This is a genomic window from Gracilimonas amylolytica (assembly GCF_002911695.1).
GTDB lineage: Bacteria > Bacteroidota > Rhodothermia > Balneolales > Balneolaceae > Gracilimonas > Gracilimonas amylolytica.
In genome coordinates this window covers 42,173-57,122 of sequence record NZ_PQBS01000037.1, presented here as the reverse complement: position 1 = coordinate 57,122, position 14,950 = coordinate 42,173, and the positions used below count along the sequence as shown (strand labels likewise).

General features: G+C 45.2%; 8 protein-coding genes. 4 read left to right on the top strand and 4 right to left on the bottom strand.

Annotated features, from left to right (window positions below; genetic code table 11):
• The first annotated feature begins 131 nt into the window (after positions 1–131).
• The 3 genes from C3B73_RS09675 to C3B73_RS09665 all read left to right on the top strand — a co-directional run bounded on the left by C3B73_RS09675 (position 132) and on the right by C3B73_RS09665 (position 6,022).
• On the top strand, positions 132–2,129 hold the full coding sequence (locus C3B73_RS09675; protein ID WP_103665405.1) for a TonB-dependent receptor plug domain-containing protein: 1,998 nt from the start codon (positions 132–134) through the stop codon (positions 2,127–2,129).
• Between the two features lie 214 nt (positions 2,130–2,343).
• Positions 2,344–4,755, top strand: a complete 2,412-nt coding sequence (locus C3B73_RS09670) for an endonuclease MutS2 (RefSeq protein WP_103665404.1) — start codon at positions 2,344–2,346, stop codon at positions 4,753–4,755.
• A gap of 217 nt (positions 4,756–4,972) precedes the next feature.
• A complete protein-coding gene (locus C3B73_RS09665) occupies positions 4,973–6,022 on the top strand; it encodes a type I restriction endonuclease (protein WP_103665403.1) in 1,050 nt (349 codons plus the stop codon).
• Positions 6,023–6,203: 181 nt separating this feature from the next.
• Here the strand turns inward: C3B73_RS09665 and clpB are convergent, their stop codons facing one another.
• From clpB to C3B73_RS09640, 4 genes are all read right to left on the bottom strand, one after another.
• Positions 6,204–8,843, bottom strand: a complete 2,640-nt coding sequence (clpB, locus tag C3B73_RS09660; protein WP_103665827.1) for an ATP-dependent chaperone ClpB — start codon at positions 8,841–8,843, stop codon at positions 6,204–6,206.
• Between the two features lie 876 nt (positions 8,844–9,719).
• The gene (locus C3B73_RS09650; protein WP_103665401.1) at positions 9,720–11,192 is read right to left on the bottom strand and encodes a Do family serine endopeptidase; all 1,473 of its coding nucleotides are present in this window, start codon (positions 11,190–11,192) and stop codon (positions 9,720–9,722) included.
• Positions 11,193–11,347: 155 nt separating this feature from the next.
• Complete coding sequence (locus C3B73_RS09645) at positions 11,348–11,776, bottom strand: Hsp20/alpha crystallin family protein (RefSeq protein WP_103665400.1); 429 nt, start codon at positions 11,774–11,776, stop codon at positions 11,348–11,350.
• 216 nt (positions 11,777–11,992) lie between these two features.
• Positions 11,993–13,351 (bottom strand): class II 3-deoxy-7-phosphoheptulonate synthase, encoded by a 1,359-nt coding sequence (locus C3B73_RS09640; RefSeq protein WP_103665399.1) that lies wholly within the window; start codon positions 13,349–13,351, stop codon positions 11,993–11,995.
• A gap of 117 nt (positions 13,352–13,468) precedes the next feature.
• Here C3B73_RS09640 and C3B73_RS09635 point away from each other — a divergent pair, with 117 nt between their 5' ends.
• The gene (locus C3B73_RS09635) at positions 13,469–14,761 is read left to right on the top strand and encodes an adenylate/guanylate cyclase domain-containing response regulator (RefSeq protein WP_103665398.1); all 1,293 of its coding nucleotides are present in this window, start codon (positions 13,469–13,471) and stop codon (positions 14,759–14,761) included.
• Positions 14,762–14,950 lie beyond the last annotated feature (189 nt).

Genomic DNA, 14,950 nt, shown 5'->3' with positions numbered 1-14,950 from the left:
CCTTGTTTTGTAAATCTTTACCACTTAAAACAAGCTCCTGCATCCAATTTTAGCTTATTATGATTGGTATTTACATGTTACAGATATGTATCTTTGCAGCATTACAGACCTATTCATCAAATTAATTACCTATGAGAACCCTATTAACCATTGGTCTGCTCTTACTTACCACTGAACTGTCTTTTGGGCAGATCAAAGCCGAGCTGGACTCTATTGACGTTACCGCATCACGTATCACAACCACTATTTCAGAAAGCGGAAAAAATGTATCCGTTATCACTCAGGCAGACATTCAGGAAATGCCGGTTCAATCAGTTGATGACCTGCTGAGAAGCCTGCCCGGTGTCAACATCAATGGTCGTGCCGGCTTTGGTGTTCAGGCCGATGTTGGGGTGCGGGGAAGTACCTTTTCACAGGTTATGTTTCTTCTTGATAACACTCCACTGAATGACCCTTTGACGGCACACTTCAATACAAATATTCCGGTTGCCCTGTCCGAGATAGCTCAAATTGAACTGATCCGCGGGCCGGCCAGTACCTCCTATGGAGCCGATGCCGTGGGTGGTGTGGTTCATATCAAAACCAAGACTTACATGATGAAGGAGATCGAAGCCGGCGAGAAGCTTCAGACCCGTACTAACGTTGATGTATCAGCGGGAGAAAATGCCCTTCGAATTTTAGACGCCACCGCCGGTGTAGCCAAAAAGAATATCCGGTTTAGCACCTCCTTCCGAAGTGCAAGCTCTGATGGAGAACAATATCAAAACCCTGGTTTTGAACAGGGAGTCTCATCTCAGGAAAACTACAACTCTTACTTTGATATGATGAACCTGTCAGCGGCCCTGGCAGTTGATCTTGGCACCAACTGGAACTGGTATGTTCGTTCCGGGATCGAGAATCGGGACTTCAACGCTCGTTACTTCTACACCCAAAGCATCTATGACGAATCTGTTGAAGACATCGACAGCCGATGGGCATTGACATCGCTAACCTATGAGAATGGGAATCATCGTTCAGAGGTCAATGCTTCCTACCGGCAGGTTGAGGATATTTTTGATTTCAATTCGGCCATTTCTCCTGCCAATGTGCACGAAACCGATCTGCTATTCCTGAACGCTTCTCACCAATATGAACTTAGTTCTGATCAGCTTTCTTCTCTGTCCGGTTCCCTGAACTTCATGCGCTTTATGATAGGTGGTCAGGTCATGAACAAAGAGATCGTGAGTACTGATCGAGGCGATCATGAAACCACTTCCTGGGGCATTTATGGGATCCATAACATGAGCTTCGAGTCCGGTTTGAGTGTCACATCCAGCCTCAGAATGCAGTTCGATCCGATCAGTGACCTGTCCGTTCTGCCACAGGTGAGTGCGGCTTATGATGCGGGCCCCATCGTCGTAAGAACTTCTATTGGTCGGGCTGTGCGGGAAGGTGACTTCACCGAACGCTACATTTCTTCCGAGATCCCCGACCTCACACCGGGACGTAACATCGGCAATCCGGATCTGTTGCCTGAGGAGTCAACCACCTTTGACCTGGGACTCGATATCACTCCAACCAACAACTTGCTGATATCTCCCACCTTTTTCTATCGTTCCTCGAGTAATCTGATCGATTATGCACTGACCAACTCCTCTGCCATCAACAACGCAAATAACCTGCTGCCAAATGAGGATTATTTCTATGCTTCTAATATCTCAGAAAGCGACGTGATCGGGGTGGAGTTTATTTCCGCGTTGACCAATAAACTGACGTCCAACAGTAACCTAAGAACTGAAGCCGGTTACACCTACATCAAGACCGAAAGTGATGGTAATACGGTGTCCCGTTATATTGCCAACCATCCCTCCCATCAGTTGAGTTTGAATCTATCATTGAATGCCGGAGATATAACCGTTCAAACTCTGTCAAAATATAATGTACGGTCAGCCCAATCAGATGCCCTTATCAATGCTGATGTTCCTGATGAATACTTTGTGACCGATCTGAGGGTGGCCTATAAGCCATTCGGCGGACGGATTCAGCTTTACACTCAGGTGCTTAACCTGACTGATACCCAATATCAGGAGATCCTTGGCGCTCCCCTGCCCGGAAGGTGGTTATTAGGTGGAGTGAAGTACAGTTTATAACCCGTTTAGAATCGATCCCAAGCTCCGATTTAAGACTAGTTCACCAAGCAGGAGCTTGGGAACGATTCCGACGCTCCGGCTTGGGATCGATTCCAGTTAAATCTCGCTGCTACGCTCTGCATTGGAGCAAACAGTGCACCTCCAAAGCCTGCTTGGGAACGAGTGCTGCTACCTTTATCTTTAGGAGTCAGCATATTCAGTCCAAACCTCATTAATGAAGATATACCCCGACTCCCTTTTAGATAAACTTGGCTTTGAGCAAATCCGAATAGCAGCCCTGAAGCTTACCCAGTCTGTTCGTTCAGAAGAACTTCTCGAATCACTACGACCTACCTCCGACCCCAAACGAGTTGAACTGCTTACCAGTCAGACGGCCGAAATGCTGCAGATCCTGGAGGACCCGGATCCCTTTCCTTTAGGTGAAGTCCCCGAGATTCGAGACTACCTCTCAGCTTCCAAAGCTGAAGGAAGCCTGATCCCCCTGCCTGCCTTTGTGGATATTCTTAAGATCTGCTCGGTGACCCGCAGGGTCAAAAGTTTTATCAGGCAGAGGAGCGATGAGTATCCGGAACTTACTAAAGTTTCAGAGGGACTCATCCCAATGAAGGATCTTGAAAAAAGCATTAAAGAGAAGGTCACAGACCATGGTGAACTCAGGGATGATGCCAGTCCTGAACTTCAATCCATTCGGAGAAAATTAAACAAGAGAAAAAGTGACCTTCGCGGCACCATAAACCGGGCCATGAGCAAAGCGGCTAAAGATGGCATGACCTCTGATGAAGGTGCCACGATTCGTAATGGCCGAATGGTGATCCCAATTCAGGCTGAGTTCAAGAGGAAAGTACAGGGCTTTGTGCATGATGTCTCCTCAAGCGGACAAACGGTTTACATTGAGCCGGTTGAAGCCCTGAATATGAACAATGAGATCAGGCAGTTCGAAGCTGAGGAACAACGGGAGATCGAACGGATCCTGCGGGAACTGACCAATCATGTCCGAAAGAACAGAGATTATATCGATCAAAATACCCTGTTCCTTGCCAAGATCGATGTGATCGCAGCGAAAGCCAAGCTTACCAAAAAGCTGGAAGGTCAGATTCCCATTTTAGCCCAAAAGAATTACCTGAGTGTAAAAGAAGCCTATAACCCGATCTTACGGCTCAAAAACCTCAACATCCGTAAAAAGGAAGACCGGGAAACCATCATCCCATTGTTTTTGAAGATGGAAGAGGATGAACGCTGCCTGATGATCACCGGACCCAATGCGGGCGGTAAATCTGTTGCCATGAAGACCGTGGGATTGTTATCCCTGATGATGCAATCCGGTTTTGGAGTACCGGCCGACCCGACTTCTGAATTACCCATTTTCTCAGGATTATTTGTAGATATGGGGGATGATCAATCCATTGAAGATGACCTGAGTACCTTTTCATCCCGACTCCAGTGGATGCGGGAAACCATCAAGAAATTTGAGGCCGGAAGCCTGGTTTTGATCGACGAAGCCGCTGCGGGTACCGATCCTGAGGAAGGTGGAGCCCTTTTCCAGTCGTTTATCGAACGCATGCTGGAGCAGGACTGTAAGGTGATTGTAACCACCCATCACGGTTCACTGAAAGTATTTGCACACGAACATCCTATGGCGGTAAACGGATCCATGGAGTTTGATCAGGCGACCCTCTCCCCTACGTACAAGTTCAAGAAAGGAATACCCGGAAGCAGTTACGCTTTTGAGATCGCTCAGCGTATGCAACTTGATGAAGATGTACTGAAACGAGCGAGGGTATTGCTGGGGGAGGCTAAGAATAAGATGGAATCGCTTATCACTGAATTGGAAACCAAGTCCCAGCAAGCTGCTGAGTTAAAAGACAAATACACCTCCCTTCAGGCCAAGGCAGAATCGGAACGGAAGAAATTCGAAAATAAGATACAAGCCATTGAAAAGGATAAGGAGAAGATCCGTGAGAAGGCTTTGAAGGAAGCTAAATCCATCATGGATTCGGCCAATCAACGGGTAGAACAGGCGGTACAGCGCATCGTTGAGCAGAATAAGGCGGATAAGGATGAGATCAAGGAGATCCGCAAGGAAGTGGATCAGGAAAAGAAGGACATCGACCGATCGCTGAAGGAAATTGAGGAGAAAAAAGAGGAGCGGGAGCAGGTCACCGATGACCCACCCAAAACTGGAGACCATGTTCGGTTCAAAGATGGCCATACAACGGGAGAGTTAGTTGAGATCACCGGTAAAAACGCTGTGGTTCAGGCGGGAGGACTCAGGCTAAAGACCAAGTATAAGAACCTGGTAAAAGTGGAGCAGCCCAAAAAGAAAAAGATATCGAAAGCCCGTTCATCGGTCATTGTGGGTGACAGTGACCTGACCAAAGGTCTTGTGAAGCCATCCATTGAAGTACGGGGTATGAGAACTGAGGATGCCCTGCATGAAGTCACCCAATACATAGACCGGGCTGTTTTCAGAAATATGAATCAGGTTGAGATCATTCACGGCAAAGGAGATGGGATCTTGAGAAGTCAGATCCAATCATATTTAAACACCCGTAATGATGTAAAACGGGTTGAAACGGCACCGATTGAACGAGGTGGCGCCGGGGTTACGATCGTTGAATTGAAGTAGGGTAAGGTTTATGGTGATGCGAACAATTATTTTTTGGGTCAGCTGATCTGCTTCATCGCCAAGGTATCACTTATAGACAAGGAACCGGAAGTTCCGGCAGGCATTCCGAACGAGACCTTCGGAACGAGAATGAGTATTCTGAAATAGTTATTCATTAGATTCTATCAAAATATTTCATTACACTAACAATCAGTTATTAAATAGTTTAAAGGGAAAAATGGATTTAATTGATCAGCTCAAATCAATCGCCAATAATATTGAAAGGCAGAAAGACAAGGTGTTAACTGAAGAGGCTACCAAAAATGCATTTGTAATGCCGTTCATTAAATCATTGGGTTATGATGTATTTAATCCCGATGAAGTTGTTCCAGAATTCACTGCTGATGTTGGTATTAAGAAGGGTGAAAAAGTTGATTATGCAATTTTTATTGATGGTAAGCCTGCTATTCTCTTTGAGTGTAAAAAGTTTGATACAAATTTATCTGAAAAAGCTCCTTCTCAATTATATCGCTATTACTCTGTAAGTGAGGCAAAACTTGGGATTGTCACGGATGGTAGATTTTATCACTTCTATTCGGATTTAGAAGAATCCAACAAAATGGATGATAAACCATACATGGAACTGGACCTGCTCAATATTGATGAACATTTAATCCCACAACTAAAAAAAATATCAAAAGGTACTTTTGACTTAGATGCAACTTTAGAAACTGCTGTTGAACTTAAATACACCAAAGCTATTAAACGTGAAATAGCGAAACTTTTAGAGGAGCCTACAAAAGAGTTTGTCAAATTTTTCACATCATTAGTTTATGATGGAAGGTTTACAAGTAATACTGAAGAACAATTTACTCCAATTGTTAAAAAAGCTTTCAATCAATTCATCAGAGAAAAAATCAATGCTAAAATTGATTCCGCTTTTGATGAAGAAGAGGATGATCAAGAGCTACAGATTGACGAAGTATCTGAACCTGATAACGGAGTTGTTACTACTGAAGAAGAAATTGAAGGATTCCATATTGTGAAAGCCATTGTTTCATCAGTTGTTGATCCTAAAAGAGTTGTTCATCGAGATACAAAAAGCTATATGGGAATTCTATTAGACGATAACAATAGACAGCCAATTTGCAGATTGCATTTTAACTCTACAAACTGGTATTTGACTTTATTTGATGAAGAGAAAAATGGACAAAGAGTTGATATTGAATCACTAACTGATATTTACAAATATTCTGAACAACTCAAAACTGCAGCAACTAGCTATTAAAACAAAAGCTCATACGAGTCCTTAGTATCGAGGTACATGAATTTATTGCTCCAACGCAGAGCGACTTGAGCAAGAACGAACCGGTGTCCCTCCGGAGGGAAGTCAGTACTTAGCAAAACAAAAATGGGCTGCAGCTTTCACCACAACCCATTTTTAATCTATCATTTTGAATTTTTAATTCTTAATCCGCTTCTGCCCAGGCTTCGGCATCTTCCACAACCTCAGCAAATTCAATGGATTCCCCATTTTTGCTCATGGTTGCCTCGAAATGAACCGGGCCTTCCTCATCTCTGCTGATCAGCAGTGAAGCCAGTTTATTTGTGATATTCTGCTGTATCACACGCTTCAGCGGTCGGGCACCATACACCGGATCGTATCCGCGCACGGCCAGCCAGTCTTTCACATTGTCCGGAACATCCAGCTTCACATGGCTCTTGGCCAGCATCTCGTGAACGCGTCTCATTTGAATATCCACAATAGCCCGTATGTGCTCTTGGCCCAGTGGATGGAACACGATCGTATCATCCACACGGTTCAGGAACTCAGGCCGGATCGTCTGCTTGAGCTGTTCGATCAGCTTGTTCTGCAGCTCATCATACTTCTCATCAGACATTTTACCACCTGATTTCTCGATCTCATTGGAGATCAGGTGTGAACCGATATTGGAAGTCATGATGATGATGGTGTTCTTGAAGTCCACCGTTACGCCTTTGTTATCTGTCAGGCGACCTTCATCCAGCACCTGAAGCAGAATATTGAATACATCAGGGTGGGCTTTCTCGATCTCATCCAGCAGGATGACTGAGTACGGATGCCGGCGAGCGGCTTCCGTTAACTGACCACCTTCATCATATCCCACATAGCCCGGAGGAGCACCAACCAGACGGCTGACACTGTGTTTCTCCATATACTCACTCATATCAATGCGGATCATCGCCTGCTCATCATTAAACAGGAAATCTGCCAGTGAACGAGCCAGCTCGGTCTTACCCACACCGGTTGAACCGAGGAAGAAGAACGAACCGATCGGTTTCTGTTCATCCTGAAGTCCGGCCCGCGATCTACGAACCGCATTCGATACCGCCTCGATGGCTTTGTCTTGTCCGATCACTCGTTTATGCAAGACCTCTTCCAGGTGAAGTAATTTCTTACGCTCACTTTGCAGCATCTTGCGCACCGGAATGCCTGTCCACCTGGATACGATATCCGCAATATCCTCAGCATCCACTTCCTCTTTTAGAAGGGACTGATCTTCCTGCATCTCATCCAGTTTGGTTTGAGCATCTTCCAGCTCATCTTCCAGCTTGGTGATGGTTCCATATCTCAATTCGGCAACTTTCTCATAATTACCCTGACGCTCGGCCTTGTCCGCTTCGTTTCGGGCATCATCAATAGCCTGCTTGGTATCACGCACTTTTTGGATGAGCTCACGCTCCTGTTCCCACTGAACACGCATGGTTTTGCGCTGCTCCTCAAGGTCGGCCAGTTCCTTCTCGATGCCTTTCATCTTGGACTGATCCTTTTCCCGTTTCAGGGCCTCTCGCTCGATCTCCAGCTGACGGATCTGTCGCTCTATGGCATCCAGTTCTTCCGGCAGGGAATCAATTTGCAGGCGTAACCGTGAAGCTGCCTCATCGATCAGGTCAATGGCTTTGTCCGGCAGGAACCGATCAGCGATGTAACGATGCGAAAGTTCTGCCGCTGCAACCACAGCCGCATCCGTGATCCGAACCCCATGGTGCACTTCATAACGTTCCTGCAATCCTCTGAGGATGGATACGGTATCTTCCACACTCGGCTCACCAACCAGTACAGTTTGAAGTCGGCGTTCGAGAGCCTTGTCTTTTTCAATGTATTTTCGATATTCATCAAGGGTGGTGGCACCGATGGCATGGAGTTCTCCCCGTGCCAGTGCGGGCTTCAGGATATTGGCAGCATCCATGGCGCCTTCCGTAGCTCCGGCTCCAACCAGTGTGTGGATCTCATCAATGAAGAGGATCACTTCCCCGTCAGAATCGGATACATCTTTCACCACGGCTTTAAGTCGTTCTTCAAATTCACCGCGGAATTTGGTACCTGCTACCAGCGATCCCATATCGAGGGCCACAATACGTTTTGATTTAAGTCCTTCAGGCACATCACCGCGCACAATTCGCAAAGCCATACCTTCTGCAATGGCGGTCTTACCCACCCCGGGTTCACCGATCAGAACTGGATTGTTCTTGGTACGCCGGGTCAGGATCTGCATCACGCGCCGGATCTCCTGATCACGGCCAATAACGGGATCCAGTTTATTCTTTTCGGCCAGTTCGTTCAGGTCGCGGCCGTACTTTTTCAGGGCTCCATACCGGCTTTCGGCATTTGGGTCATCAACCGTTTGGTTTCCGCGGACATCCTGAAGCACTTTCAGAATATTTTCCTTAGTCACGTTCTGGTCATTCAACAGGCTGGCGATCTCACCTTTGATACTTGCCATACCGATCAGTACATGCTCCGAGCTGATATATTCATCTCCAAGCTTCGTGCCTTCTTTCTGAGCTATATCAAACAGCTCTTTACTGGTATTGGAAAGATATTGGCCCGAAACGGATGCTCCCTGTACTTTTGGCAAACGTTCCAGAATGGAATCCACTACCTTACTGATGGCTGATGGATTGGCCCCAAGCTTACCCAGTAATGTGTTTACGATGCTATCCTGATCACTCAGAAAAGCCTTCAAAATATGAGCCGGTTCAACCGCCTGATTGTTCCCGCTTTGTGCGAGCTCCAGTGCTTTCTGAACGGCTTCCTGTGCTTTAAGCGTAAATTTGTTCAAGTTCATATTAAAATCTCCTTTTTCTCTTGTTTCGATATTAATATGACCAAAATCATGCCTATACCTGAATATTGACATAATTTCAGTACCGGCTTCTGCCGAAATTCACATCTGACTAAATAACGTGAGTTCGATATAAAACTACCTCTTGGTTGTCACTCTTATAGAGGTTAGATAATTCGAGGGTAGTTTCTAAATTTAAAAAAGCCCTGAAGGGGCCACATCTGAATAACCCCGGACAATGAAATGCGATAGCATGGAAGCAGTCCGGGGTTAATAAGCGTACATTGAACAAAGCTTCGCCCGATTCATGTTTAAAACCTCTCATGGTTTTCGAAGCTTGGGCAAACTTCTCTTTAATGACCAGATTCCCGCAACCCTGCGAAAACCAACAGAGACACTGGCATCTCTGTTTTCTTGGGTTTTCTTTTTTTGGACTATGTATCCCAGGGTTGCACCCGCTTACGCGGCTTTATCCTGGGCTATTCAGATGTGACCCCTTCAGGGTCTTCATCTTAACCAACATTGTCATCGAATTACCTAAAACATCTACAAGGATGACAACTTCAAAAGAATTATTTCGAACTCAGGTTAAATAAAATAGAAGGATTTATGAATGTGGCATGAATATCGTCGGATAAGCCTCTGTGACAGGGAAATTCATGCCATAAAAAAACCCTGAGCTGTATCAGAACTCAGGGTTTGGGTTTTTCGGGGTACAAAATCAAAAATTTCTTCGCCCTTAAGATAAAAACATCTGAAGAAAGATGCCTTGTAATTATTCGTAAATACCAAGGCATTCAATAGAGTTTATCAATCAGTAAGATAGAAACCATGATCCGTATCAGGGACCATGGTCTTGGTTTTGGGGTACAAAGTCTTCTATAGCTCAAAAGCAATAAACTGCTCGATATCGTTCCTTAGCACGGTCAGCAGTAAAACCTCGTCTCCGGCATCTATGGCTTTTTCAACTTCATCATAGAATTCAGAAGAACTTGATACTTCGATCCTTTTAACCCGGGTTATCACATCGCCCCTGCGCAATCCTCTCTCGTAAGCAGTACTGCCTTCACTTATGGATCGTACGACCACGCCTTCTGTGTCTGAATCCAGTTGTAGTTGATCACGTAAGGATCCGTCTAATCCGGTCACTGTAAAACCCAGTCGCTCTTGCATACTTTCCATCTGTGCGGGATCGGCTGCGGCCACTTCACCTTCAGGACGCTCACCTAAGGTAACGGTTAGCTCTATTTCATCCCCATCCCGTATTAGGCCAAGTTCGATCTTATCCCCCGGTTTTTTGGAGGCTATCTCTGTTCTGAAGGCATCCCAGTTTCTGATCTGCTCTCCGTTCAGCGATACGATCACATCCTGTTGTTGCAAACCGGCTTTATCAGCAGGACCACCTTCCTCTACGCGTCCAACGATCACCCCGCGAATATTATCAAGACCGAGGGCACGTGCCATGGTTTGGTCCACTTCGCCACCGGTGTACATTCCGAGATATCCTCGGCTTACTTCTCCATCCTCGATCAGATCGGTCATGATCCTTTTCGCCAGATTCACAGGAATCGCAAAACCAATACCGTCATTTCCTCCTGATCGGGATGCAATAGCTGAGTTGATACCTACTAAATTACCATTCACATCGATCAGGGCACCACCCGAATTACCCGGATTAATGGCGGCATCGGTTTGAATGTAATCTCCATAGGCGGTTAAATTATTCAATGATCGCCCGCGTGCACTCACAATACCAAAAGAAACAGTGTGGGCCAGTGATTCATCCAAAGGACTTCCAATAGCCAATACAAATGACCCCACTTTAAGATTATCACTGTCACCCATATTTACAGCCGGCAGATCATTCACCTCTACTTTTAACACAGCAATGTCGGTTTGTGGATCGGTTCCTACTAATTCTGCCTTCACCTCATTACCATTGAACATTCTTACGGTGATCTCATCCGTTTCCGCGATCACATGGTTGTTGGTCAGGATGTATCCCTCTTCGGATACGATCACTCCGGAACCGAGTCCACGCTGAGTTCTTTCACGGGTTTCACCCTGATCTCTTGGGTTTCCAAAGAACTGAGCAAAGGGATTGATGACCCGCACTTCCTCTGTTCGCTTGGTGGTAATGGTTACTACGGATGGATTTGTCTTTTCAGCGATGTCCACGATGGCATCGTTAAAATCCTGAAGGGTATTGACGGATCTGCTCTCAGCTGATTTCACCTTATCATTTTCAGCTGTATTAAAGCTAACGGAGCTTGAATCTGTGGCCAGATTAAATCCCAATAGAACTAAAATGGCCGCAGCCACTCCAAATATATTCCTTACAGTCGTATTCATGATTTGTAATTAAAAAGTTAGTCTGTTTTGATTTACGATATTACAACGCATGAAAGCTTTAAAATTGTGCGTAGCCTCAAACGCCTTGTAAAAATCACAAAAAAACCGGAGCTCTTTTCACAGAACCCCGGTCCTCTTAACCAATCAGATCAAGCTTATGATATCTTGATCTGCTTCTTAACCTTTTCTTCGCTCTTCTTAATGTTGATGTTCAACACACCATTATCATATTTAGCTTCGATGCTCTCTTCATCAATGCTGTCGGGCAGCTGGAAAGAACGGCTGAATGAACCGTAACTTGATTCTACCCGATGGTAATTTTTTCCGGTCTCCTCGTTCTCTAACTTTCGCTCGCCACTAATGGTCAGGCGTCCGTTCTCAAGGTCTATATTAATGTCGTCTTTCTTCAAGCCGGGAAGAGATACTTCTACCTGAAAATCATTTTCAGTTTCAGAAATATCTACGGTTGGCATGAAGGTATCTTTGCGATAATTCAGTGAATCGTTAAAGAATTCATCTAAAATGTCGCTGAAATTTCTTGAGTTAACATCAAGATTTGGTCGTGAATATTTGATAAGTGCCATGATTGCCTCTCTTTTTAATTCGTTGTTCACCTTTGAATATGCAAGGCATATGCCAACTTATTACGGCGAAGCCTGAATATGACAGACGGGCAATATGGGTATGATACAATTACACACCGGTTGACATTTTGGGATAAGATGTCAGACCGGGCGCTTCTTATTTGGCAGTCCTATGACAGTTTTGGCAGAAACCTGATTAAAGATCAGCCGGTTGCCTTAACCCCTACTGTTTTTCCATTCGCGAGCCACCAGAAAGGCCATTTCGAGGCTTTGCTCATAATTGAGGCGCGGATCACAGAAGGTCTCATAATTTCGGTTGAGTTCATTTTCCTCAAGTCCCTTGGCACCACCTACGCATTCGGTCACATTATCTCCGGTCAATTCCAGGTGAACTCCACCCAGGTAACTGCCTTCAGAGCGGTGAATGGCAAAAGCGGAACGAACCTCACGAATGATATCATCAAAATTACGGGTTTTGATACCCCCGCCGGTACTAAATGTATTCCCGTGCATAGGGTCTGAACTCCAGACCACCGGAAAGCCTTCACGTCTCACCGCCTGGATCAATCCCGGCAATTGTTCTTCGATCAGATCTTTCCCAAAGCGGGTGATCAATACGATCTTACCTTTTTCATGGGTCGGATTCAGGGTTTCGATAAGCTTTAGAGTTTCATCAATTTCAAAAGGCGGCCCGATCTTGATACCAACAGGGTTATTGATCCCTTTAAAATATTCCACATGTGCTCCATCCAGTTCACGGGTTCGGTTACCGAGCCATACCATGTGGGCACTCAGGTTATAGTGGCCCGGTTTTCGGGGAACCGGACGGGTTTGAGCAGAATCATAATATAGATTCAGAGCCTCATGTGAGGTATAAAAATCAACTTTCTGCAGGGTCGTGAAGGTGTCCGGTGCAATGGCTTCAACAAACTTCACAGCCTTGGTAATGGATGAGACCATTTCCTCATACTCAGCGTAGTATTCATTATTCCGCATAAAATCGAGTTCCCACTGCTCGGGGTGATGGAGATCAGCAAATCCCTCTTCCGACAAAGCTCTCAGGAAATTTAGCGTCAACCCTGCTTTATGATAACCCTCTATCAGTCTTTGGGGATCCGGAATCCGAATACCTGACTCAGATTCAAATCCATTGATCAGGTCACCACGATAATTGTGTATCTCTTCCCCATCTACCATCTCAAAATCATTGGAACGGGGTTTGGCATACTGCCCGGCTATTCGCCCTACCCGCAATACCGGTATGCCCATCTCATGGATCAGAATGAAACTCATCTGAAGCAGCACCTTCACCATGTTGACGATCTTTGGAGCCTTGGTTGCATCAAAACTCTCTGCGCAATCACCACCCTGCAGTAAAAAACCATTGCCATCAGAAATATCCGCCAGTTTATTCTTCAAGGCATCAATTTCCCAGGATGTCACCAAAGGTGGCAGGTCTTTAAGCATTTCATAACACTGCTCTAACTCCTTTTGATCCGGATAATCAGGTAACTGCTTTACCGGTTTTTCTTTCCAGGAGATCGGCGACCAACTTTTATGTACAACTTCAGGCATAAATCTTATAATTTTTTAATTGGGTTTAAAACTATCGGTTTTTACTGCTTAATGCTCAATTTTCTTATACCTTACGGCATTCAAACTTACATTTGAGGGAAATACAAATAACACACTATGTTAGAAACAAAACCACGCATACTGGTTGTTGATGACCATCCTGCCCTTGTAACACTTACAAGGCATAAATTAATTCAAAAAGGGTACGAAGTATTGACGGCACAAAACGGGGAAGATGCCTTAGAGCTGGCCCGAACAGAATATCCCGATCTCATTCTCAGTGACGTTGAAATGCCCGTCATGGATGGCTTTGAGCTGTGTGAACGCATCAAAAAAGATTCAAGGCTCAACAAGATCCCTTTGATCCTTGTCACATCCATGGTCACCACCGAATACATCATGCGAGGTATAGAGGCGGGGGCCGATAATTATCTTACCAAGCCATATGACGATGACACGCTGTACACCAAAATAAAAGAGTTACTTCAAAATCCCCCTCCTCCGGTAAGTGAAGTAAGTACTGTTGAGGTTAACATAGAAGGCAAAACCTACAATATTCTGGCGGATTACTCACACCTTGTGAACCTGCTGATATCGACCTATAAAAATACGCTCGCTCAAAACAATCAACTGAGTGAGATGCAAAGCGGGTTAAATGCAGCCAATAAGGAACTTGAGATCACCAAACAGGAACATGAGGAGCTGATCCACAATATCTTCCCTGAAAAGATCGCTGAAAACCTGCTGGCTTATGGAACCGTGACTCCCGAGCGTTATGAGGATTCCACGATTATGTTCACCGATTTTGTAGGCTTCACCAAAGTGGTGCCTGACCTTTCAGCGGAGCAACTCATTGAAAGCCTTTCCTTCTACTTTGACAAGTTTGATGATTTTACGGCTCAGCATAATATGATCAAGATCAAAACCATTGGTGACAGTTATATGGCGGCCGGTGGTTTGCCCGATCGAAACTCCACTCACCCGGTGGATGCAGTTTTGACAGCTCTCAAGATCGTGGATTTTGTGCGGGATTTCAGCAAGAAAAGTTTGTCAGAAACTCCTTACCTCCCGATTCGCATCGGGGTGCACACCGGTAAAGCCGTGGTTGGAGTGATCGGTAAAAAACGCTTTGCTTATGATATGTGGGGAGAAACCGTAAACCTGGCGGCCCGACTCGAACAACATTCGGATGAAAATCAGATCAATATCTCAGAAACAACCTATCAGCGGGTCAAGGATTTCTTTGAATGCGAACCGCGTGGCGATATCGAAACCAAGTACATGGGTAAAGTCCCGATGTATTTTGTGAAGCGTATCAAACCGGATTATTCTGAGGATGATGAAGGTATGTTTCCAAATCGACTGTTTGTGAGAGAGTACAATAGCATTTCCCGGCAGCATCAGTTGTAGGGTACAGGCTTAGCTAAACCATGGTTTAGGCTTGGGATATGTTAAGTTGGTATGGTTTAAGAATCGAAATCGTGGCAGATATTGGATTTCCGCCATCGCGGGAATGACCATAACAGTCACTTTCACTGATCTTATCTTATATTCCGTCCCTTTTTCAAACTCATATTCGATTTTTGAACCGGACTTTTC